This window comes from Enterocloster sp. (assembly GCF_057861365.1).
The window spans coordinates 115,827-138,234 of sequence record NZ_DBMACH010000002.1; the positions used below are offsets into that span (position 1 = coordinate 115,827).

General features: G+C 48.1%; 16 protein-coding genes. 15 read left to right on the forward strand and 1 reads right to left on the reverse strand.

Translation table 11 applies throughout. The annotated features are described in order from the left end of the window. The first annotated feature begins 2 nt into the window (after positions 1-2). The 13 genes from kdpB (at position 3) to ACZM6M_RS03405 (ending at position 18,945) form a co-directional block, all read left to right on the forward strand. A complete protein-coding gene (kdpB, locus tag ACZM6M_RS03345) occupies positions 3-2,057 on the forward strand; it encodes a potassium-transporting ATPase subunit KdpB (protein ID WP_337433978.1) in 2,055 nt (684 codons plus the stop codon). Positions 2,058-2,100: 43 nt separating this feature from the next. Further along, on the forward strand, positions 2,101-2,739 hold the full coding sequence (gene kdpC / locus ACZM6M_RS03350; protein WP_066549515.1) for a potassium-transporting ATPase subunit KdpC: 639 nt from the start codon (positions 2,101-2,103) through the stop codon (positions 2,737-2,739). Between the two features lie 10 nt (positions 2,740-2,749). Further along, positions 2,750-4,810, forward strand: a complete 2,061-nt coding sequence (locus ACZM6M_RS03355; RefSeq protein ID WP_489489700.1) for a DUF4118 domain-containing protein — start codon at positions 2,750-2,752, stop codon at positions 4,808-4,810. Then, entirely contained in the window at positions 4,807-6,765 is a 1,959-nt protein-coding gene (locus ACZM6M_RS03360; RefSeq protein WP_489489702.1) for an ATP-binding protein, read from the forward strand. Before ACZM6M_RS03355 ends, ACZM6M_RS03360 begins: the two co-directional genes overlap by 4 nt. Positions 6,766-6,886: 121 nt before the next feature. Beyond that, complete coding sequence (locus ACZM6M_RS03365) at positions 6,887-8,410, forward strand: 4Fe-4S dicluster domain-containing protein (RefSeq protein WP_066549508.1); 1,524 nt, start codon at positions 6,887-6,889, stop codon at positions 8,408-8,410. Between the two features lie 146 nt (positions 8,411-8,556). Further along, positions 8,557-11,418: an ATP-binding protein gene (locus tag ACZM6M_RS03370; RefSeq protein WP_337934200.1), complete on the forward strand. Its 2,862-nt coding sequence runs from the start codon at positions 8,557-8,559 to the stop codon at positions 11,416-11,418. Further along, on the forward strand, positions 11,369-12,886 hold the full coding sequence (locus ACZM6M_RS03375) for an HD-GYP domain-containing protein (RefSeq protein WP_337934201.1): 1,518 nt from the start codon (positions 11,369-11,371) through the stop codon (positions 12,884-12,886). Before ACZM6M_RS03370 ends, ACZM6M_RS03375 begins: the two co-directional genes overlap by 50 nt. Positions 12,887-12,910: 24 nt before the next feature. Beyond that, positions 12,911-13,279 carry an Hpt domain-containing protein gene (locus ACZM6M_RS03380; RefSeq protein WP_417046018.1) on the forward strand — a complete coding sequence of 123 codons (369 nt, stop codon included), beginning with the start codon at positions 12,911-12,913 and terminating at the stop codon, positions 13,277-13,279. A gap of 24 nt (positions 13,280-13,303) precedes the next feature. Further along, the gene (locus tag ACZM6M_RS03385; RefSeq protein ID WP_337934203.1) at positions 13,304-14,245 is read left to right on the forward strand and encodes a 2-hydroxyacid dehydrogenase; all 942 of its coding nucleotides are present in this window, start codon (positions 13,304-13,306) and stop codon (positions 14,243-14,245) included. Between the two features lie 14 nt (positions 14,246-14,259). After that, positions 14,260-14,538, forward strand: a complete 279-nt coding sequence (locus ACZM6M_RS03390) for an acylphosphatase (RefSeq protein ID WP_066549499.1) — start codon at positions 14,260-14,262, stop codon at positions 14,536-14,538. A 30-nt stretch (positions 14,539-14,568) separates the two neighbouring features. After that, a complete protein-coding gene (locus ACZM6M_RS03395) occupies positions 14,569-15,435 on the forward strand; it encodes a YihY/virulence factor BrkB family protein (RefSeq protein ID WP_340277144.1) in 867 nt (288 codons plus the stop codon). Then, a complete protein-coding gene (locus tag ACZM6M_RS03400; protein WP_484076422.1) occupies positions 15,432-17,180 on the forward strand; it encodes an ABC transporter ATP-binding protein in 1,749 nt (582 codons plus the stop codon). The genes ACZM6M_RS03395 and ACZM6M_RS03400 overlap by 4 nt, the downstream gene beginning before the upstream one ends. Then, the gene (locus tag ACZM6M_RS03405; protein ID WP_296038332.1) at positions 17,170-18,945 is read left to right on the forward strand and encodes an ABC transporter ATP-binding protein; all 1,776 of its coding nucleotides are present in this window, start codon (positions 17,170-17,172) and stop codon (positions 18,943-18,945) included. Before ACZM6M_RS03400 ends, ACZM6M_RS03405 begins: the two co-directional genes overlap by 11 nt. 11 nt (positions 18,946-18,956) lie before the next feature. Here ACZM6M_RS03405 and ACZM6M_RS03410 read toward each other — a convergent pair whose 3' ends face one another. Then, positions 18,957-19,643, reverse strand: coding sequence for a YjjG family noncanonical pyrimidine nucleotidase (locus ACZM6M_RS03410; RefSeq protein ID WP_066549487.1), 687 nt, complete (start codon positions 19,641-19,643; stop codon positions 18,957-18,959). 136 nt (positions 19,644-19,779) lie between these two features. On the opposite strand from ACZM6M_RS03410, the gene ACZM6M_RS03415 reads away from it, so the two are divergent. Continuing rightward, positions 19,780-21,150, forward strand: coding sequence for a hemolysin family protein (locus ACZM6M_RS03415; RefSeq protein WP_066549485.1), 1,371 nt, complete (start codon positions 19,780-19,782; stop codon positions 21,148-21,150). A 107-nt stretch (positions 21,151-21,257) separates the two neighbouring features. Then, the gene (locus ACZM6M_RS03420) at positions 21,258-22,406 is read left to right on the forward strand and encodes a sodium ion-translocating decarboxylase subunit beta (protein ID WP_296038328.1); all 1,149 of its coding nucleotides are present in this window, start codon (positions 21,258-21,260) and stop codon (positions 22,404-22,406) included. Positions 22,407-22,408 lie beyond the last annotated feature (2 nt).

Below are 22,408 nucleotides of genomic sequence, written 5' to 3' on the forward strand. Positions count from 1 at the left end.
CTATGGCAAGAGAGAAACATACTGAATTTATTACAAAGGATATTCTGAAAAGCTCCGTTAAAGGGGCCTTTCAGAAGCTGGATCCCAGATATATGATAAAGAATCCGGTGATGTTTGTGGTGGAGGTCGGATTTTTCATTACCCTGCTGTTAAGCATTTTTCCTTCTATGTTTGGAGATGGCGGTGAGCTTCGGATTTACAATACGATCGTAACGCTGATCCTGTTTGTGACAATCCTGTTTGCAAACTTTGCAGAATCGGTTGCAGAGGGCCGTGGAAAAGCTCAGGCAGAGACGTTAAAAAAGACGAAAAAGGATACCACTGCCCGGATTCTGGATAAGGCAGGGAATGAAACGGTGATCCCGGCTTCCCAGTTAAAGAAGGGAGACGTAGTATTAGTAGAAGCAGGAGAGCTGATCCCCAATGACGGAGAGGTGATTGAAGGAATTGCTTCTGTGGATGAATCGGCTATTACCGGTGAATCTGCCCCTGTAACAAGAGAGGCAGGCGGTGATTTTTCTTCTGTCACAGGCGGAACCACGGTGGTATCAGACTGGTTAAAGATCCGGATTACCTCAGAACCAGGCCAGTCCTTCTTAGATAAGATGATTTCACTTGTAGAAGGCGCGTCCAGACAGAAGACGCCCAATGAGATCGCTTTAAATACCCTTCTTGTAAGCTTAACCATTATTTTCCTTATTGTGGTAGTGACGCTGCACTGCTTTGCAGATTATTCTCAGACCCGGATTCCCATTTCAACCCTGATTGCCCTTCTGGTATGTCTGATCCCAACTACTATCGGCGGCCTTCTTTCTGCTATCGGTATTGCGGGAATGGACCGTGTGACCCGGTTTAATGTAATTGCCATGAGCGGTAAGGCCGTAGAGGCCTGCGGAGACGTAGATACCATGATCCTTGATAAGACGGGAACCATTACATATGGAAACCGTCTGGCTGCGGAGTTTTATCCGGTAAAGGGTGTTTTAAAGGAAGACCTGATCGATTATGCGGTGATGACCTCATTAAAGGATACCACTCCGGAAGGAAAATCGGTAGTAGAACTGGGAAATACCATGGGAACCAGGATCGACCCTTCGGCAGCCAGTCAGATGGAATTTGTGGAGTTTACGGCTCAGACCAAGATGAGCGGCGTTAATCTTTCAAACGGTATGGAGGTAAGAAAGGGCGCCTCCGAGGCCATCAAGGCCAGAGTAAGGGAATTAAATGGAACCATCCCTAAAGATCTGGAAGAAATTGTAACAGGAATTTCCAAGCTGGGTGGTACTCCCTTAGTGGTTTGCGCCGGAAATGTGATTTATGGTGTGATTTACTTAAAGGATACCGTAAAGCCCGGACTGACGGAACGCTTTGAGCGCCTGCGCCAGATCGGAATCAAGACCATCATGTGTACCGGTGATAATCCTCTGACAGCAGCTACCATTGCGAAGGAGGCAGGCGTAGACGGCTTTATCGCAGAGTGTAAGCCGGAGGATAAGATCGACGCCATTAAAAAAGAGCAGGCAGAGGGAAAGATCGTGGCAATGACCGGCGACGGAACGAATGATGCTCCGGCTCTGGCTCAGGCGGATGTGGGGCTGGCAATGAATTCCGGTACGGCCGCGGCAAAAGAGGCTGCTAATATGGTTGATCTGGATTCCGACCCTACAAAGATCCTTGAGGTAGTAGAGATCGGAAAGCAGCTTTTGATTACCAGAGGTTCTCTGACTACTTTTAGTATTGCAAATGACGTGGCAAAGTATTTCGCCATTATCCCGGCCATGTTTATGATGGTGATTCCTCAGATGGGCCGGCTTAATATCATGGGGCTTTCAAGCCCATACAGCGCCATTTTATCCGCACTGATTTTTAATGCGCTGATCATTCCCGGACTGATCCCCATTGCAATGCGCGGCGTTAAATATAAGCCTATGAGCTCGGAGCGTATGCTGCTTAAAAATATGGGAATCTACGGAGCAGGCGGAATTGTAGTACCTTTTATCGGAATCAAGATCATTGACCTGATCATTGCTCCCCTGGTTGGACTGATGGGGCTGTAATACAGCCCCCGGTTTCCGGGCGGTTTATGAGGAGGAGAAGAATATGAAGCAATTTTTAAAGACATTAAAGGGAGCGGTTGTCCTGACCGTGCTTATGGCTGTTTTAAGCTCTGTTATATATCCGGCTGTGACGACGGTACTGGCTCAGACGGTGTTTAAGGAAAAGGCAGATGGAAGCCTGATTTACGCAGACGGAAAGGCGGTAGGCTCTGAGGTGGTGGGACAGCAGTGGAGCGATCCCCGCTTTTTCAAAGGAAGACCTTCTTCGGTCAATTATAATGTGTATACAGATGAGGAAAAGGCAGACGGAACCTATACAGGCGTGGCATCGGGAACCTATAACTATGGTCCATCCAATGAGGCATTAAAGGAAAGGGTGGAAACAGCTGTAACAGAGTTTAAGGCAGAATATAAAAAAGCCACAGGAGAAGAACTGACAGAGGAAATCCCGACAGATCTTTTAACTGCTTCCGGTTCCGGACTGGATCCCCATATCAGCCCGGCATCAGCCAAGATCCAGGTTCCCATTGTGGCAGCCAATACAGGCTTTGAGGAGGAGGAGCTTTACCAGATGGTAGAAGCCCACACAGAGCATAAGGCGCTTGGGATTTTTGGAGAGGAACGGGTCAATGTGCTGAAACTGAATCTGGATCTGGCAAGGAAGCTGGGAGTGACAGCATAAGGAGGCTTAGATGGAAGAGAACAGACCGGACCCGGAGCTTCTTTTAAAAAAGCTCCGTAAAGAGGAAGAAAAGCGGGAGAAGGAGCAGAGGGGAAAGCTTAAGATCTTTCTGGGATATGCGGCCGGCGTGGGAAAGACCTATGCCATGCTGGAAGCAGCCCAGACCCTTCGCGACAGAGGGGAAGAGGTGGTAGCCGGATATATTGAGCCCCATGACCGCCCGGCTACTCTGGCTATGGCAGAGGGGCTGGAAACGCTTCCTCCCTTTATGGTTGAATATAAAGGCATCCGTTTAAGGGAATTTGATCTGGACGGAGCCTTAAAGAGAAAACCAAAGCTGATCTTAGTGGATGAGCTGGCACATACAAATGCTCCCGGACTGCGGCACGAAAAGCGGTATCAGGATGTAAAGGAGCTTTTACAGGCCGGGATCAGCGTATATACCACCTTAAATATCCAGCATCTGGAAAGCCTCAATGACCAGATCGGAAGCATTACGGGAATCCGGGTCAGGGAAAGGATTCCGGACGGGATTTTTGATCAGGCAGATCAGGTAGAACTGATCGACATTGAGCCTTCGGATCTGCTTCAGAGACTGAAGGAGGGAAAAATCTATCATGCAGTTCAGGCAGAACGGGCGCTGGATCATTTCTTTGCAGAGGAAAAGCTGATTGCCCTGCGTGAGATTGCATTAAGACGTACGGCGGACAGGGTAAACCGTCTGGCAGTGATGGAGCGGGAAAACAGAGGCGGGGCCGATTACTATACAGGTGAGCATGTGCTGACCTGTATTTCGCCGTCTCCGACCTGCGCAAAGGTAATCCGTACGGCGTCCCGTTTGGCCTATGCATTTCGGGGAGAATTTACAGCCCTTTATGTGGAAACGCCTTCGTTACAGCATGCAGATCCGAAAGTCAGGCAGATGGTAGAGGAAAATATCCATCTGGCGAAAGCTCTGGGAGCCAGAATTGCTACGGTTTTTGGAGAGGATATTGCAGGGCAGATCGCAGAGTATGCCAAGCTTAGCAATGTATCAAAAGTAGTTCTTGGAAGAACGAATCACAAGATTTTATTTGGACAGACAAAGGGAACACTGGCAGATCATGTGGCTCAGTATGCGCCCAAACTGGATATTTACATTATTCCGGATATAGAAAACGGAGGGACGAAAAAGAAAAGAGGTTTTTATGCCGGATACGGCAGAGGAAAAAGAAAGAAGCCGGAGACTTTTATGGAAGGGATCGGAGGAGACTGCGTGAAATGTTTTCTGGCTTTGGCAGTATCTACAGGGTTTGGAATGATGTTTCAGCATTTTCAAATGTCTGAATCCAATATTATCATGCTCTATCTTCTGGGGATTCTTTTAGCGGCTATGACTGTTTCCAGACGGGGGGCAGTAGTCGTATCTTCTCTGCTCAGCGTGCTTTTGTTTAATTTCTTTTTTGTAGAGCCTCTTTACAGTTTTCAGATGGATGGAAAAGAATATCCGGTTACGATCGCCGTAATGCTGGCGGCTTCCCTTATTACTTCTTCTCTTATGAACCGTGTCCGCAGCCATTCCAGAGAAATGGCAAAAAAGGCATACCGGACGGAGATCCTTTTAGATAACAGCAGAAGGCTGCGGAGAATCCGGGATAAAAAGGAAGCGGTAAAGGAGGTGAGCGGACAGATCAAAAAGCTTCTGGGGCTGCCCGTGCTTTTTTATCTGTATTCCGGAGGCGGACTGGAAGGGCCGTTTTTCTTCCCGGCTGACGGAGAGGGCCATATGCAGGAGGAGGAATTTTTAAATCAGAAAGAACGGGCAGTGGCGATGTGGAGCGCCGCACGGGGAAAGAGGGCCGGAGCATGTACCCATACGCTGCCGGATGCCAAAGCGATTTACCTTCCTGTTAAGAGCGGTGATAGAGTATATGGCGTAGCGGGAATTGCTCTGGAGGAGCGAAGGGAGATCCCCCCGTTTGAATACAGCCTTTTAACCGCCATGTTAAATGAAGCCGGACTGGTATTTGAACGTATGGAAATGATGGCGGCTTCAGATGAAATGAAAGAAAGGAAGGGGGAAATTATATGACTCAGGGAGAGCATATTTTAGTTTGTCTGTCCTCTTCTCCGGCCAATGGAACCATTATCCGGGCTGCTGCCCGGATGGCGGAGGCCTTTAAGGGGGAATTTACAGCGCTGTATGTGGAAACTTCCCAATCCCAGAAAATGGACGAGGAGGACAGGAGCCGGCTTCGGGGGCATATCCGTCTGGCAAAGAAGCTGGGAGCCAAGATCGAAACCACCTGCGGGGACGACATTGCGTTTCAGATATCTGAGTTTGCCAGACTTTCCGGCGTGACAAAGATCGTGATCGGAAGAAGCATGGCGGAGCGCAGGCATCTGTTTGGAAAGCCGCCTCTGACGGAAAAGCTCATTACCAATGCTCCCAATATGGATATCTATATTATTCCCTGTCAGATGGCGGAAAACCGCAAGTTCAGCCGCAAAAACTGGCAGAGCGCTCTTGTATTATCTGTTGGAGATATGATAAAGAGTGTTTTGGGACTGGCAGCGGCAAGTTTCATCGGTATCCTGTTTGAACATTTGGGCTTTGATGAGGCTAATATTATTACTGTTTATGTGCTTGCAGTATTGATTATATCTGTGGTGATCCGCAATCAGATCTACAGCCTGATAGCGTCGATTGTCAGTGTTTTAGTATTTAATTTTCTGTTTACAGATCCCAAATATTCGCTGATGGCTTATGACAGAGGCTATCCAGTGACTTTTTTTGTGATGTTTATTGCTGCTTTCCTTACGGGGACGTTAGCTTCCCGGATGAAAAACGGTTCCAGACAGCTGGCCCATGTGGCTTTTCGGACCCGGGTGCTGTTTGAGACGAACCAGCTTTTACAGCAGAAAAAGACCCGGACTGAGATTGTATCTGCCACGGCCCACCAGCTGATGAAGCTTTTAAACCGGGATATCATTTTTTATCTGGCAAAGGACGGGAAGCTGGGAGAAGCTCAGGTATTCCGGATAGAAGGAACAGACATACCGGAGGATTATGTATCGGAAGAGGAAAAAAAGGCCGCCCAGTGGGCGTTTGACAATAACCGCCATGCAGGAGCTACCACCAGAACCCTGTCCCATGCAAGCTGTCTGTATCTGGCTGTGCGGATTAACGACACGGTATACGGAGTGGTGGGAATCGTCATAAAGAAGCATCCGCTTGCCATGTTTGAAAACAGTATTCTCCTTTCGATTTTAGGTGAATGTGCCCTGGCGCTTGAAAATGAAAAAAATGCATGGGAAAAGCAGGAGGCGGCTGTCCTGGCAAAAAACGAACAGCTGCGCTCCCAGCTTTTAAGGGCTATTTCCCATGATCTGCGTACCCCTCTGACCTCGATCTCCGGCAATGCGAGCAATCTTTTATCTAACGGTCCCTCCTTTGACGAGGCCACCAGACAGAGTCTGTATCAGGACATTTATGACGACGCCATGTGGCTCATTAACCTGGTAGAAAATCTTCTTTCCGTCACCCGGCTGGAGGAAGGGAGGCTGAATTTAAATATGTCTGCGGAACTGGTAGATGAGGTGATAAAAGAGGCGCTTAATCATGTGGACCGGAAATGCACGGAGCATATTCTTACGGAACGCTGTGAGGACGAACTCCTTTTGGCAAAAATGGATGCCAAGCTGATCGTCCAGGTGGTGATTAACCTGGTAAATAATGCCATCAAGTATACAGAGCCCGGTTCCCATATTTCGGTTGAAGCAAAACAGGAGGGAAAATGGGCGGTGATTTCCGTGGCCGATGACGGACCCGGCGTTCCGGATGAAAATAAAGAGAAGCTTTTTGAAATGTTTTACAGCGGGGCCAACCGGATCGTGGACAGCCGCAGAAGCCTGGGGCTGGGGCTTTCCCTGTGCAAATCCATTGTAAATGCCCATGGAGGCACCATTTCTATACGCGATAATGAGCCTCATGGGGCCGTGTTTACTTTTACGCTTCCCGTAGAAGAGGTACAGCTGACAGAATAAACCGGAAAAAATGTGTATTTTTGATGATACAAGGCGATTGTATGCTTAAAAAGGCTTGCAATCGCCTTTATCCATGCCTATAATATGTTTGATAAAAAATAGACAAGTGAGGATACAGAATATGAGAGGAGTAGAGACCAGGATCCAGGAGATCCGTCACAGAATTTTCCGTGAGGTTGCCCGCATGGCTTATCACACCGAATGGCCGGTGGACAAGAGGATCGAGGAGCTTCCCTACAAGATCATTCCCGGCGAAGTTGGGAATTTCCGCAACGATGTATTTTTAGAGCGCGCCATTGTAGGAGAACGTCTTCGTCTTGCCATGGGTCTTCCCAGCCGCAGTGCAGCAGAGCATGCGCCTCTTTCCGATAACATAGAAGCAGCCGATAAGGCGGAGACCTATTATACGCCGCCGCTGATCAATGTGATCAAGTTTGCCTGCAATGCCTGCAAGGAAAAACGTGTTATGGTAACAGACGGCTGCCAGGGCTGTCTGGCCCATCCCTGCGTGGAGGTCTGTCCCAAGGATGCCATTCATTTAGACCGTACCAACGGCCGTTCCCATATTGATGAGGACAAGTGCATTAAGTGCGGCAAGTGTGCAACCGTATGTTCCTATAAGGCGATCATCATTCAGGAGCGCCCCTGCGCCGCTGCCTGCGGAATGGACGCCATCCGCAGCGACGCAAACGGCAAGGCGGACATTGATTACGAAAAGTGCGTGTCATGCGGACAGTGCCTTGTAAACTGCCCCTTTGGAGCCATTGCAGATAAGTCCCAGATCTTTCAGGTCATCCGCTCCATCCAGTCCGGAGAAAAGGTGTATGCTGCCGTTGCTCCGGCCTTTGTAGGCCAGTTCGGTCCGAAGGTAACACCGGGAAAGGTTCGTGCGGCGATGAAGGCCCTGGGCTTTACGGATGTATTTGAGGTAGCGATCGGAGCGGATCTGTGTGCGACCCAGGAGGCCATTGACTTTTTGGAGGAGGTACCAGAAAAGCTTCCGTTTATGGCAACTTCCTGCTGTCCGGCCTGGTCTGTGATGGCAAAGAAGCTGTTCCCGGAGTACGCTAACTGCATTTCCATGGCATTGACCCCTATGGTTCTGACCGCCAGACTGATCAAGAGAGAGCACCCGGATGCCAAGATCGTATTTATCGGCCCCTGCGCGGCAAAGAAGCTGGAAGCGATGAGAAAATCTGTCCGCAGCGAGGTGGATTTTGTCCTGACCTTTGAAGAAATGGATGGAATCTTTGATGCAAAGCATGTGGATATTGAGAATATCGAAGAGGATCCAGAGGGCGTAAATGACGCTTCCACAGATGGAAGAAACTTTGCTGTGGCAGGCGGCGTGGCCAAGTCCGTAGCCGATGTGATCCATGCAAAATATCCGGATAAGGAAGTAAAGATCGCCAATGCAGAAGGCTTAAAGGAATGCCGTCAGCTTCTTAAGATGGCAACTCTTGGAAAGTACAACGGTTATCTGTTAGAGGGTATGGCCTGTCCCGGCGGCTGTGTAGCCGGAGCCGGAACCATGCAGCCTGTGAAAAAATCCCAGGCAGCCGTAAATCTCTACGCATCCAAGGCAAAGCATAAAAACTCAAATGAAACAGAGCATGTAAAAGAGCTGGATAAGCTTGTATATTAAAAAGATAAAATCCCCGGACAGCGGCTGGAGACGGCCTTTTGTCCGGGGATTTTTCTGTTTTTGCCCCCAGGCCGTTGCTTAAAAGAAAAAATTTCGATATAATGGACAGATAAAAGAAAAAATCTGCAAATGGAGAGGATGCTGTTTTGGAAACAGAGAAGAAACAGACCGTGCACACGAACGTTAAATGGAAAATTTTAGCTGCCACCGCTGTTTTCCTTACTTTGATCCTGGCGTTTCCTGGCTATTGTCAGGAGAAAAAACGGATCATCCGGGTGGGAGTATTCTCCATGGAAGGCTATCATATGACGGATGCAGATGGAGTGCGCAGCGGTTACGGCTATGACTTTCTTCAGAAGCTGAGCCGTTATGGAAATGTAGTTTATGAATATAAAACTGCAAACGCTGAGAATGGCGGCGTCCTGAAAATGCTGAAAAACGGAGAAGTTGACCTTGTGACATCGGCGGTAAAACGCGGGCAATGGGAAGAGGATTTTGTGTTTTCAAATCAGCCTGTAGGTACCTGCGGCACCATGCTGACGATAAAGGCGGGAAATGAACAGATCATTCCTCAGGACTATTCTACCTATGACGGGATGAGGGTAGGAATGATCCGTCAAAACATCAGAAATGAAAATTTTAAAAAATTTGCCGAAATGAAGGGCTTTTCCTATGAAAGTGTTTATTATCCAGATGCAGCCGCTCTTTATGACGGACTTCAAAGCGGTGAGGTAGATGCAGCAGTTACTACCAGTTTGCGGGCAGTTAAGAATGAATGGATGCTGGATATTTTTTCCCGGGAACCATTTTATGTTATGGTACGCAAAGAAGATACAAAGCTTTTGCAGTGGGTGGATCAGGCCATCGCGGCTATGGATCAGGACGAACCGGGATGGAGAACGCTGCTTTCCAGTCAATATTATGAAGATCAGCTCCATGGATCGCTTCATCTGAGCCAGAATGAAAAGAAATATCTGGATCAGCTGGAAAAAAATGGAAGTGTTTTTACGGTGGCGGTAAATCCGGACCGCTTTCCCTATTCCTACTATGAAGACGGACAGATAAAAGGAATCCTTCCGGAGCTTTTTGCGGATATTGCAGAGCGGGTGGGGATACGGTATCAGATTTTGATATCCAGGACCAGAGAAGAATATAAAACTCTTTTAGATGAAAAAAGGCCGGATTTGTGCATTGACTGTCATGACAGCTTTTCGCGGGCAGAGGATCTGGGCTATAAGCTGACTGATTCCTATGTAAGTGCAGGTATGTCCTGGCTTGAATTTAAGGATTCCAAGGGAGAAAAAGAGAAGATCGCTGTGATCGGAAATTCTGTTTTTCCTGAAAGCCTGCCTGAAACTCTGGGAAAGGACTGCCTGGTATACTGTGATTCCTTTGCAGAATGTTTAAAGGCGATGGAGACGGGAAGAGCAGATGCTTCCTATGCGTATACCTATCAGGTGGAAAAAACTGTGTTTGACGATATAAAGGATAAATATAAGACATCGTTTACATCGCATTATCAGTATTTTAATATTGGTATTTCCGAGGATCTTGACAGTATTCTGGTCCGGATCCTGAATAAGGGTATAAAGAGCATGGATTCTGATTTTGTAGATCAGGTTATCAGCAGGAACACCGATTACGGTACCCCGCCTTTTTCCATTGCCAGAGTGGCCTACCAGTATCCTGGACTTATGATCCTTTTATGCGTTATGATCGCAGCGATCATTGCGGGACTTGTATGGGTCTATGTACAGTATAAGTATCACAGCCGTTTGATGACAGCCCTGGAGGAGGCCAAAAGCGCCAGTAGGGCCAAGTCGGAATTCCTCTCTAATATGTCCCACGATATCCGTACGCCGATTAACGGGATTATGGGAATGCTGGAAATCGCCCGGCGCAGTATAGGGAATCCGGAGCGGATGGAGGATTGTCTGAATAAAATCCAGGGAGCTGCGGGTCATCTGATGGCTCTGATCAACGATGTGCTTGATATGGCAAAGCTGGAAAGCGGAAAAGCAGAAAGCAGCATGGAATCTTTTGAGCTGCAGGAGATCCTGGATGACTGTATTTCCATTACAGAGGGACAGCTTACAGGCAGGAGGATAGAATTTATAAAAGAGACGGATTACGCCAGAGGGGAGCGGGCAGTGGGAAATCCTCTTCATCTGCGCCGGATCCTTTTAAATCTTTTAAGCAATGCAGTTAAGTATACAGAAGACGGCGGAAGGATTCGCTTTTGCGTTCATAAAGAGGCAGAAGATGAAAACAGCATGCTTTTTGTATTTACAGTGGAAGACACCGGGATCGGCATGAGTCCGGAATATATGGATCATTTATTTGAGGCGTTTACCCAGGAGCATCGACAGGCCAGAACTACCTATCGGGGCACCGGCCTGGGAATGGCAATTACCAAAAAACTGGTCGATCAGCTGGGAGGAGTAATTGAGGCAGAAAGCCATCAGGGAGAAGGAAGCTGCTTTACCGTCAGGCTTTCCTTTGAAAAGGGAGAAGCTTCAGATGTGCATGAGGAAAGGAAAATGACATCTTGCCGGGCTGTTCTGAATGGTCTTAAGATCCTGGTGGCTGACGATAATGAATTGAACAGGGAAATTGCCGTATGCCTTTTGGAAGAAGAGGGTGCGCATGTGACGGCTGCAGAGAATGGAAAACAGGCTGCAGAGGTGTTTGAAAATCATCCGCCAGGCTGCTTTGACGCCATTCTTATGGACATTATGATGCCGGAAATGGATGGGCTGGAGGCTGCAAAAAGGATCCGCTCCTGTAAAGGACGGCCGGATGGAGAGACGGTTCCCATTATCGCCATGACAGCCAATGTGTTCGCAGAGGATATCGCAAAAACGCATGGTGCAGGAATGGATGCCCATCTTATAAAACCCATCGACTTGGATCAGGTATGCAGGGCACTGCACAAGTTGGTTAGAAAAGAGAAGAAGGATGAAGAGTACGGAAATAAGAACAAAACAGAGAATTCTGATCGTAGATGATTCGGAAATGAACCGGGCGATCCTTGCGGATATGCTGGGAGAGGGATACGAAATTTTAGAAGCGGAAAATGGTCTTGAGGCGGTAGCGTATTTAAAAAAGCTTACTACCAATATTGACCTGCTCCTGTTGGATATCATGATGCCTCTGATGGACGGATTTGAGGTTCTGGCTGTGATGAATAAATATCATATGATTTCCGACATTCCTGTGATTATGATTTCTGCAGAAAGCGCTTCCTCTTATGTGGAGCGTGCGTATGAAATGGGAGTTACAGACTATATCAGCCGCCCCTTTAATGCGCTTGTGGTTCAAAAGAGGGTGGAAAATACGCTCATGCTTTATGCCAAACAGAAGCGTCTGGTCCACATGGTGGCAGACCAGATTTATGAGAAGGAAAAGAATAACGATATGATGATCAATATTCTGAGCCATATGGTGGAATTCAGAAATGGAGAAAGCGGACTTCATATTCTTCATATCCATACAATGACAGAAATCCTGCTGCGTCAGTTATGCTCCAAAACAGACCGCTACGGCCTGACAAGAGAGGATATTGAGCGTATCAGCACAGCCTCAGCGCTGCATGACGTGGGAAAAATCAGTGTGCCTGATTCAATTTTAAATAAGCCGGGCCGTCTTACAGATGAAGAATTTCAGATCATGAAAAGCCATTCTGTGATAGGAGCCCAGATGCTTTCCCAGCTTCCTGTTTATAAGGATGAGCCCTTTATCCAGACTGCCTATGAAATCTGCCGATGGCATCATGAGCGCTATGACGGAAAAGGGTATCCGGACGGTTTAAAGGGAGACGAGATCCCGATTTCAGCTCAGATCGTATCTTTGGCGGATGTGTATGACGCCCTTACCAGCGAGCGCTGCTATAAAAAGGCATTTTCCCATCAAAAAGCCATGGAAATGATTTTAAACGGAGAGTGCGGCGCCATAAATCCCTTGCTTCTGGAGTGTCTTGAGGAAGTGCAGGAGCTGATCCGCGAAGAACTGCAGGTTTATTCTCCAGGCATCAGGCATAACCGGCAGATCTATGAGACAGTGGAGCGCAAACTGTATAATAAAGAACTTCGGATGGTGGGATACAATGTAGGCCAGATAGAGATCCAGGAGGAGAAAAAACAGTTTTTTCTTTCAAAAATCCCCATAGTCAGCTTTGAGTACAGCGCAGTGACAGGTATTACAGAGATGTCCGGTTATGCGGCAGAGGTTTTTGGAATGGAACCGAATGTGCTGGATATAAGAGATGAATCCTGGATAAATTCGTCAGGTACAGAGGCTGGGAAAATTGTAAAAATGGTTCGCGAAACAACGCCAGAGGATTCTGAGCGGGAGGATGAAATAGAACTCCTGTTTAATAATGTACTCCATAAGTGCCGTGTGACGGTACGTACTCTGTGGTCGAAAGATCAGAAACCTCAGTATCTGGGTGCGGTAGGAGTGGCTGTAAAAATATGAAAAGGCGTAATAGAGGTGGTATTTATGACAATAAAAGAATGCTATGAACAAATAGGAGCCGATTATGAGGATGTGCGTTCCAGACTGCGCAGCGATCTGCTGATCCGTAAGTTCTTTTTAAAATTTCCCGATGATAAGAGCTTTGGACAGTTAAAGGAGGCGTTAAAATCCGGGGATCGTGAGGGAGCCTTTCGAGGGGTCCACACCTTAAAGGGGGTGGCGCAGAATCTGGGATTTGTTCCGCTTTATGAGGCGGCGGACCGTCTTACAGAGGATCTGCGTCCTGAGGGAAAAGGAGCGGCTTTGGAAGAAGTAAACGATGCTTTTGCGGTGGTAAATGAGGCGTATGAGAAAATTATAAAGACGGCAGAGCAGTTTATAAAAGAAGAATAGAAGAATTAAAAGGAGGACGGAAAAATGAAACTGGTCATCATAGAACCTTTGGGTGTAGAAAAGGAACGGCTGCTTTCCATGGCAGAGGAGGCCCTAAAAGGAAGGGCAGAGATTATTTATTATGATACAAGAGCAACGGATACGCAGGAGCTGATCCGAAGGGGGCAGGATGCGGATGTGATCGTGGTGTCGAATCTGCCTTTAAATGGAGAGGTGATCCGGGGCTGCAGAAATCTGAAGCTTTTATCCGTGGCATTTACAGGGGTCGACCACATTGACATGGAGGCCTGTAAAAAACAGGGGGTAACGGTGTGCAATTGCGCCGGCTATTCTACCTGTGCGGTGGCGGATCTCGTCTTTGGCCTGCTTATCGGCCTGTACCGCAATCTGATCTCCTGCGACAGCGTCTGCCGCAGGGAAGGGACGAAGGACGGCCTGGTGGGCTTTGAACTGGAGGGAAAGACTTTTGGCGTCATCGGAACAGGAGCGATCGGCCTGCGGGTAGCAAAGATCGCAAAGGCATTTGGCTGCCGGGTGCTGGCTTACAGCCGTACCGTAAAGGAACTTCCAGGTATAACCTATGTGGATATGGACAGACTCCTGGAGGAAAGTGATATCATTTCCCTCCATGTGCCATTAAATGACAAAACACGAGGCATGATCGGGGCCAAAGAGATTGGAAAGATGAAAAAAACAGCCGTACTGATCAATACGGCCAGAGGGCCGATCGTAGATTCGAAAGCTCTCGCAGAGGCATTAAAGGAGGGGCGTCTTGCCGGAGCCGGTGTAGATGTATTTGAACAGGAACCTCCGGTGCCGTCGGATCATCCGCTGTTTTCGGCGCCCAATACGATCGTGACGCCTCATGCTGCCTTTGCTACGAAGGAAGCCATGGTAAAGCGGGCTGTGACTGTATTTGAAAATGTGGATTTCTATTTAAAGGGTACGCCACGGAATGTGATGTGAGAAAGGGCCATATAATGAGGAAACAGATCCGCAGACATATTTATTTTTCCGGACGGGTTCAGGAGGTGGGATTCCGCTTTACCGCCTGCCTTCTGGCCCGCCGCCTGGGCCTTACCGGCTGGGTGAAAAACCTGTGGGACGGCCGGGTTGAAATGGAGGTTCAGGGAACAGAGGATGAGATCCGCCGTCTGATCCAGGGGCTGCAGGAAGGACCTTATATACGAATTGAGGGGATGGAAGCAGAGAATCTTCCTTTAAAGGAGAAAGAAAGGGAATTTCGTGAGACCTGGTAAAAAATGGATATTGTATGAAGGGAGAGAAGGATGGTAAAATGGATTGCTGCCGGAAGAGAAATTTACCGGAAGTACAAGGAGGATGAGATGACCGTCTATGCGGCTCAGGTCTCTTTTTTTGTGCTCCTGTCCTTCGTACCCTTTATTATGCTGCTTCTTACTGCGGTCCAGATGATACCGGCCATTTCGCAGGCGGAATTTATGGAACTGGTCGTAGCATTTACGCCGGAGGATTATAAATCTCTGGCGTTTCGCATGGTAAATGATCTTTCTTTAAAGTCTCCGGCTACGATGGTTTCCCTTACAGCGGTGACGGCGTTATGGTCGGCCGGAAGGGGGATGTTCAGCATGGCAAGAGGGCTGGACCGCGTATGGGGAAAGGAGGAGAAATACTGGTACATTATCAGCCGGCTGATCTGCTGCGGCTACACTATTGTTTTTGTGGCTGTGTGCATCCTTTCTCTGATCCTTCTGGTGTTTGGCCAGCTTCTTCGGGGGTTTTTGAACACACATTTTCCCTTTGTGGGAGCTGTGATTGGCCGGCTGATCGATTTCAGATCCCTGTGGTTTTTTCTGGTTCTGTTTTTCTTTTTCTGGGGGATTTATACCTTTGTGCCGGAAAAGCGCTTAAAGGCGGCAAAGCAGATTCCGGGAGCGCTCTTTTCCGCTTTGGCATGGATGGTTTTTTCTCTGGGCTTTTCCATTTACTTTAACCGGATCGGAGGACGGGGATATTCGTATATGTACGGCAGCCTTGCAGCCATTGTGATCCTCCTTTTGTGGCTGTATTTCTGTATGTGCATTCTTTTTATGGGGGCAGAGCTGAACTGGTTTTTTGTACGGCTGTGCGGTGGAGAATGGAAAAAATTCGATAGAAACAAGGAGAAACGGCAATGAAACGATTGCTCAGTTATATGAAGGCGTACAGGACAGAAAGCATCCTGGGGCCTCTTTTTAAGATGCTTGAGGCCAGCTTTGAGCTGTTTGTGCCTCTGGTGGTGGCAAGTATGATCGACGTTGGAATAGGGGGGAGGGATACGGGCTATGTGTCTCTTATGGGAGGCTTTCTGGTGCTCCTTGGAGTGATCGGCCTGGCCTGCTCCCTCACCGCGCAGTATTTTGCAGCCAAGGCAGCCACCGGAGCAGCTACGGCTCTGCGCAATGATCTGTTTACGCATATTTCAGGCCTGTCTTATAAAGAAATCGACCAGGTGGGAGCATCTGCCCTGATTACCCGCATGACCAGCGATATCAATCAGGTACAGAACGGCATCAATATGACTCTGCGCCTGCTTCTGCGGTCTCCGTTTGTAGTGTTTGGAGCCATGGTAATGGCCTTTACGGTAGACCGGAAGGCGGCCATGGTTTTTGCAGTGACGATCCCTCTTTTATGTATCGTAGTATTTGGGATCATGCTTATCAGTATGCCCCTGTATCAGGCGGTACAAAAAAAGCTGGACCGGGTACTGATGACTACGAGAGAAAATCTCATGGGAATCCGGGTGATCCGTGCCTTTAACCGGCAGGAAAGTGAAAAGAAAACGTTTGAGAAGGAAAATGGCAGCCTGGTGCAGATGCAGGTATTTGTGGGAAAAATTTCCGCTCTTTTAAATCCCGTTACCTATGTGATCGTCAATCTGGCTGCTGTGGCTGTGATCTGGGTGGGGGCAGAACGCACCGATGCAGGCATCATTACTCAGGGACAGGTCATTGCGCTTGTAAACTATATGTCTCAGATCCTCACAGAACTGGTTAAAATGGCCAATCTTATTATCCTGATCTCAAAGGCAGTGGCCTGCATGAAGCGGGTGGACGGAGTATTTGAGCTGGAAAGCAGCCTAAGGGACGGCTCCGGTTTGAATCCTGCCGGGGCAGAAAAACAAAGCGGTCCAATGGTGGAATTTAAGCGCGTAAGCTTCTCCTATGGGGAGACTCAGTCGGAAGTCCTTACAGATCTTTCATTCTGCGCCATGAAGGGGCAGACGGTGGGAGTCATAGGAGGCACCGGTTCCGGCAAATCTACGCTTGTAAATCTGATCCCCCGGTTTTATGATGTGGGAAAGGGAATGGTTCTTGTAGATGGCCGTGATGTGAAGGATTATTCTATGAAAGAGCTACGTTCCATCATCGGAGTGGTGCCTCAGAAGGCGGTGCTTTTTAAGGGGAGCCTTAAAGACAATATGCGCTGGGGAAAGGCGGATGCCTCGGATGAGGAAATCTGGGAGGCATTAGAAATTGCCCAGGCAAAGGAAGTGGCAGAGAAAAAGGGACAGGGACTGGAGTTTATGATCGATCAGGGAGGCCGAAATCTGTCCGGAGGCCAGAGGCAGCGTCTGACCATTGCCAGGGCTCTGGTGCGCAGGCCGCGGATCCTGATCCTGGATGACAGCGCATCAGCCCTTGATTTTGCCACAGATGCCAGGCTGAGAAGAGCGATCCGGGAAAAAACGGGGGATATGACGGTATTTATCGTATCCCAGAGGGTATCGGCTATCCAAAGTGCAGACTGTATTCTGGTACTGGATGACGGGCATCTGGCCGGTATGGGAACCCATAAAGAGCTTCTTTCTTCCTGTGAGGTTTATCGGGAAATCTGTCTGTCGCAGCTTTCAAACGAGGAGGTGGAACGGGATGAGCAGTAAGGGAAAATTAGATAAAACAAAAAGCATACAGACCCTGAAAAGGATCCTGCTCTATATAAAAGATTACCGTGCGGCAGTGCTTTTGTCCCTTTTTCTGGCAGTGACAACGGTGGCTTCAACTCTCTATATCCCGATCCTTACGGGACAGGCTGTGGATCAGATCGTGGGAAGAGGACAGGTGGACTTTCAGCAGCTGATCCAGATACTGAAACGGATTTTGATCGTTATGGCAGTGACAGCAGTAAGCCAGTGGCTGATGAACCATATCAACAATACCATTACCTACCGTGTTTCCATGGATATACGTACCCGGGCATTCGATCATCTGGAGGTTCTTCCTTTAAGTTACGTTGATTCTCATCCGGCGGGAGATATGATCAGCCGTATTATTACAGATATTGACCAGTTTTCAGAAGGCCTGCTGTTAGGCTTTACCCAGTTATTTACCGGTGCTTTAACGATTTTGGGAACTCTTTTATTTATGCTGTCGATCCAGCCATTTATTACTGCTGCGGTGGTGGTGTTGACGCCAGTATCCTTTTTTGTAGCCAGCTTTATTGCAAAAAAGACTTTTGTGATGTTTAAGCAGCAGTCTGAGGCCAGAGGTGAACTCACAACACTCACAGATGAGATGCTGGGAAATATGAAGGTCGTTCAGGCCTTTGGATATGAGAAGGAGGCTGAAAAACGTTTTCAGGAGATTAACAGCCGGTTGGCCGGATGCAGCCTTAAGGCCACCTTCTTTTCTTCCATTACCAATCCGGCCACCCGTTTTGTTAACAGCATGGTCTATGCGGCGGTTGGGATTACCGGAGCCTGGGGAGTGATCCGTGGGCTTTTAACCATCGGGCAGCTGACCAGCTTTTTAAGCTATGCCAATCAGTATACAAAGCCATTTAATGAAATTTCTGGAGTAGTGACAGAGCTGCAGAATGCGTTGGCCTCTGCTGCCAGGGTTTTTGAACTTATGGATGAACCAGCCATCCCGGAGGATGGACCGGAGGCTGTTGTTTTAAAGGATGTGGATGGAAATGTAGCTCTGGAGCATGTGAGCTTTTCCTATCAGCCGGAGCGTCCTTTGATCGAGGATCTGAACCTGAGCGTCAAACCGGGGCAGAGAGTGGCGATCGTTGGGCCGACGGGCTGCGGAAAGACTACCGTGATCAATCTTCTTATGCGTTTTTATGACGTAAAATCAGGAAGCGTACGGGTAGAAGGAAGAGATATCCGGGATATAACGAGACAGAGTTTAAGAGCCAGCTATGGCATGGTTCTTCAGGAAACCTGGCTGAAGGCCGGAACCATCCGGGAAAATATCGCTTACGGAAGGCCGGAAGCTTCAGAGGAAGAGATCATCCGTGCAGCAAAAGAGGCACACGCCCACAGCTTTATCATGCGTATGCCTCAGGGATATGATACGGTCATAAATGAAGATGGAGGGAATCTGTCTCAGGGACAGAAACAGCTTTTATGCATTGCCAGAGTGATGCTCTGCCTACCGTCTATGCTGATCCTGGATGAGGCCACCTCATCCATTGATACCCGCACAGAAATCCGGGTACAGAAGGCATTTTCACGGATGATGGAGGGAAGAACCAGTTTTATTGTGGCCCACCGTCTTTCTACCATCCGGGAAGCGGATGTGATCCTGGTCATGCGTGATGGCCGTATTGTGGAAAAGGGCCGTCACAAAGAGCTGCTGCGTAAAAACGGCTTTTATGCAGAAATCTATAATAGCCAGTTTGCCCCTTCCACGGGGGAATGACCGTTTACTCTTTACATGGAGCGAAGAAGGTCCGGTAGCTCGCTAAGAGCTTTGATCGTATGATCGGGGCGGATTTCTCCGGAAGATTCTTTTAAGTCCTTATTAAACCATATGGTGCGGATCCCTGCACGGATTCCGCCTAAGATATCAGAGGTTAGGCTGTCACCGACCATGACAGCCTCCTCTTTTTTAAAATCAGGGATTGTTGCAAAGCAGCGTTCAAAAAATGAGGTTTCCGGCTTGTTGCAGCCCAGTTCCTCGGAGATGAAGATCTGTTCAAAAAACGGTTCGATCTCTGCACTTTTGAGTCTGCTTTTCTGCACAGATGCTGTGCCGTTTGTTGCCAGATAGAGATGAAAGGAGCCATAAAGCGCCTGAAGCATTTCCACAGCCCCGTCCATAAAGTAATGGCCCTGTCCTAAAAGGCCTTCATAAATACGGGCGGCTTCCTCAGGGGACGCATCCGTTTTAAGCTCGTCAAAGAGAAGCCGGTAGCGGCGCACCTTTACCTGTTCCCTTGTAAGCTTTCCCTGCTCCAAAAGCTTCCACTGGGCCAGATTGAGCTGGCTGTAGCGGCGGATCACCTCTGGAGAATGTGGGACAGACAGGGCGGAAAGGGTCTTTTCCAATGCTATAGCCTCGGCTTTATTAAAATCCAGAATGGTATTATCTACATCAAGAAAAATATGAGTGATCATTTTTACCTCCAAGTATGTATCATTGATGTTACTTTAACACAGTTTTAACGCTTCGTAAATAAAACTTTTAGCTGACAAATTCCTCCTTTTTCAGTATAATGTACCTTATACCATCAAAAAGGAGGAATTTTTTATTATGGAATCCGATCCGCAATCGGCCAGTATCATCACACAGCTTCTGATCCTTCTGGTGCTGACTCTTGTCAATGCATTCTTTTCAGGCTCTGAGATGGCTGTGGTCTCTGTCAACAAAAACAAAATCCACCGTCTGGCGGAGCAGGGCAATAAAAACGCTGCTCTGATCGAACGTCTGATGGAGGACTCTACGGTCTTTCTTTCTACGATCCAGGTCGCGATCACTCTGGCAGGCTTCTTTTCCAGTGCGTCTGCGGCTACCGGTATTGCTCAGGTACTGGCAGTAAAAATGAGCCAGTGGAATGTGCCCTACAGCCAGACGGCAGCAGGAGTGCTTGTTACCATTCTTTTGGCCTATTTTAATCTGGTTTTTGGTGAGCTTGTGCCAAAGAGGATTGCTCTTCAGAAGGCAGAGGGCTTTAGCCTGTTCTGCGTAGGCCCGGTATATTTCATTTCCAGGCTCATGAATCCCTTTATCCATCTGCTCACCTTTTCCACCAGCGGTATTTTAAAGCTTATGGGGATGCACAGTGAAACTCTGGAGACAGACGTATCAGAGGAAGAGATCAAATCCCTTCTGGAAACAGGAAGTGAGACAGGGGTATTTAATGAAATTGAAAAGGAAATGATCACATCCATTTTTTCTTTTGATGACAAGAAGGCCAGAGAGGTCATGGTGCCCAGACAGGAAATGGTGGCGATTGATATTGAAGAACCGTTGGAATCCTATCTGGATGAAATTTTACAGTCTATGCATTCCAAGATTCCGGTTTATGAGGGAGATATGGATAATATCATCGGCATCCTGTCCACCAAGCTTTTAGTGATTCAGGCGAGAGAACGCTCCTTTGAAACACTGGATATCCGCTCCATCCTGCTGCCGCCGTATTTTGTGCCGGAAAATCTCCGCACAGACGCCCTGTTTGAACAGATGCAGGCCAGAAAGGAAAAGATGGCTATTCTGGTGGATGAGTATGGTGGGGTTTCCGGTATGGTGACCCTGGAAGATCTGATCGAGGAGATTGTGGGAGATATCCATGAAAAATATGAGGAGGAAGAGCCGGAAATACAGGAGTTAGAGCCTCACCGGGTTTATCGGATCGCAGGCAGTATTTCTCTTTTTGACCTGAAGGAAAAACTCCATCTTCATATGGACAGCACCTGCGATACGCTTTCCGGCTATCTGATGGAGCTGTTAGGCCATATTCCTGAAGAGGGAGAGCTTCCGCTGACCGCTCAGACGGAGGAGGCGTATTTTGAGATCGAATCTGTGGAGGACAGAGTGATCGATAAGGTAAAGCTTACTTTAAGAGATCTGCCGGATGCGATTGAAGAGGAAGAAATATTGCAGAAAATTAGCAGACAAATGTAAAATAATCAGTTATAATAAGAGCGATGTGCGAAACGGCACAAAAATACCGCAGATGTGTATGGAGAAAAAAGAGGGTTTTCTATACACGCGCAAAAGGAGGAGAAACGATGAGTTTTCTTTTGGAGGGAATCCTGGCAGTCACCTGGCAGCAGCTGGTCATGTATGTGGTGGGTATTGTGCTCATATGGCTGGCGGTCAAAAAGGAATATGAGCCTTCGCTGCTGCTGCCGTTGGGATTTGGTGCAATTTTGGTGAATCTTCCCTATTCCGGTGTGATCGACCAGATGGTTCAGGGAAAGGTTCCGGCAGCGGGTATCATCCAGTGGCTTTTTGAGACCGGAATTGAAGCATCGGAGGCTATGCCGATCCTGCTGTTTATCGGTATCGGAGCTATGATTGATTTTGGGCCCCTGCTCAGTCAGCCTGTGCTGTTTCTGTTCGGTGCGGCCGCACAGTTTGGTATCTTTGCAGCAATCCTGATCGCCTGTCTGCTGGGCTTTGATCTTAAAGACGCTGCATCCATCGGTATCATCGGAGCTGCGGACGGCCCTACCTCGATCCTTGTATCTCAGGTGCTTGGTTCTAACTATATGGGACCGATTGCAGTGGCAGCCTATTCCTATATGGCTCTGGTTCCTATTATCCAGCCTTTTGCGATCAGGCTCGTAACTACTCACAAAGAACGCTGTATCCATATGGAGTACAATCCCAAGAGTGTCAATAAAACACTGCGGATCGCATTTCCGATTGCAGTTACGATTATTGTAGGCTTTATTTCTCCTCAGTCGGTCGCTTTGGTCGGCTTTCTGATGTTCGGCAATCTGCTGCGTGAATGTGGCGTGCTTAACAGCTTAAGCCAGGCAGCGCAGAATGAGCTGGCAAATATCATTACCCTTCTTCTGGGAATTACGATTTCCTTCAGCATGAAGGCAGAGCAGTTTGTAAATCCTGCAACACTGATGATCATGGCCTTAGGCCTGGTTGCTTTTGTGTTTGATACCATAGGCGGAGTGCTTTTTGCAAAGCTGGTTAATGTATTCCTTAAAATGGCAGGCAAAAAGCCTGTAAACCCAATGATCGGCGGCTGCGGCATTTCCGCGTTCCCCATGTCTTCCCGTGTCGTTCAAAGACTGGCGGCAGAAGAGGAGCCGGGAAATATCATTCTCATGCAGGCAGCCGGAACCAATGTATCCGGACAGGTGGCCTCTGTGATTGCAGGCGGCCTGGTGATCAGTATTGTGACACAGTATCTGTAAGG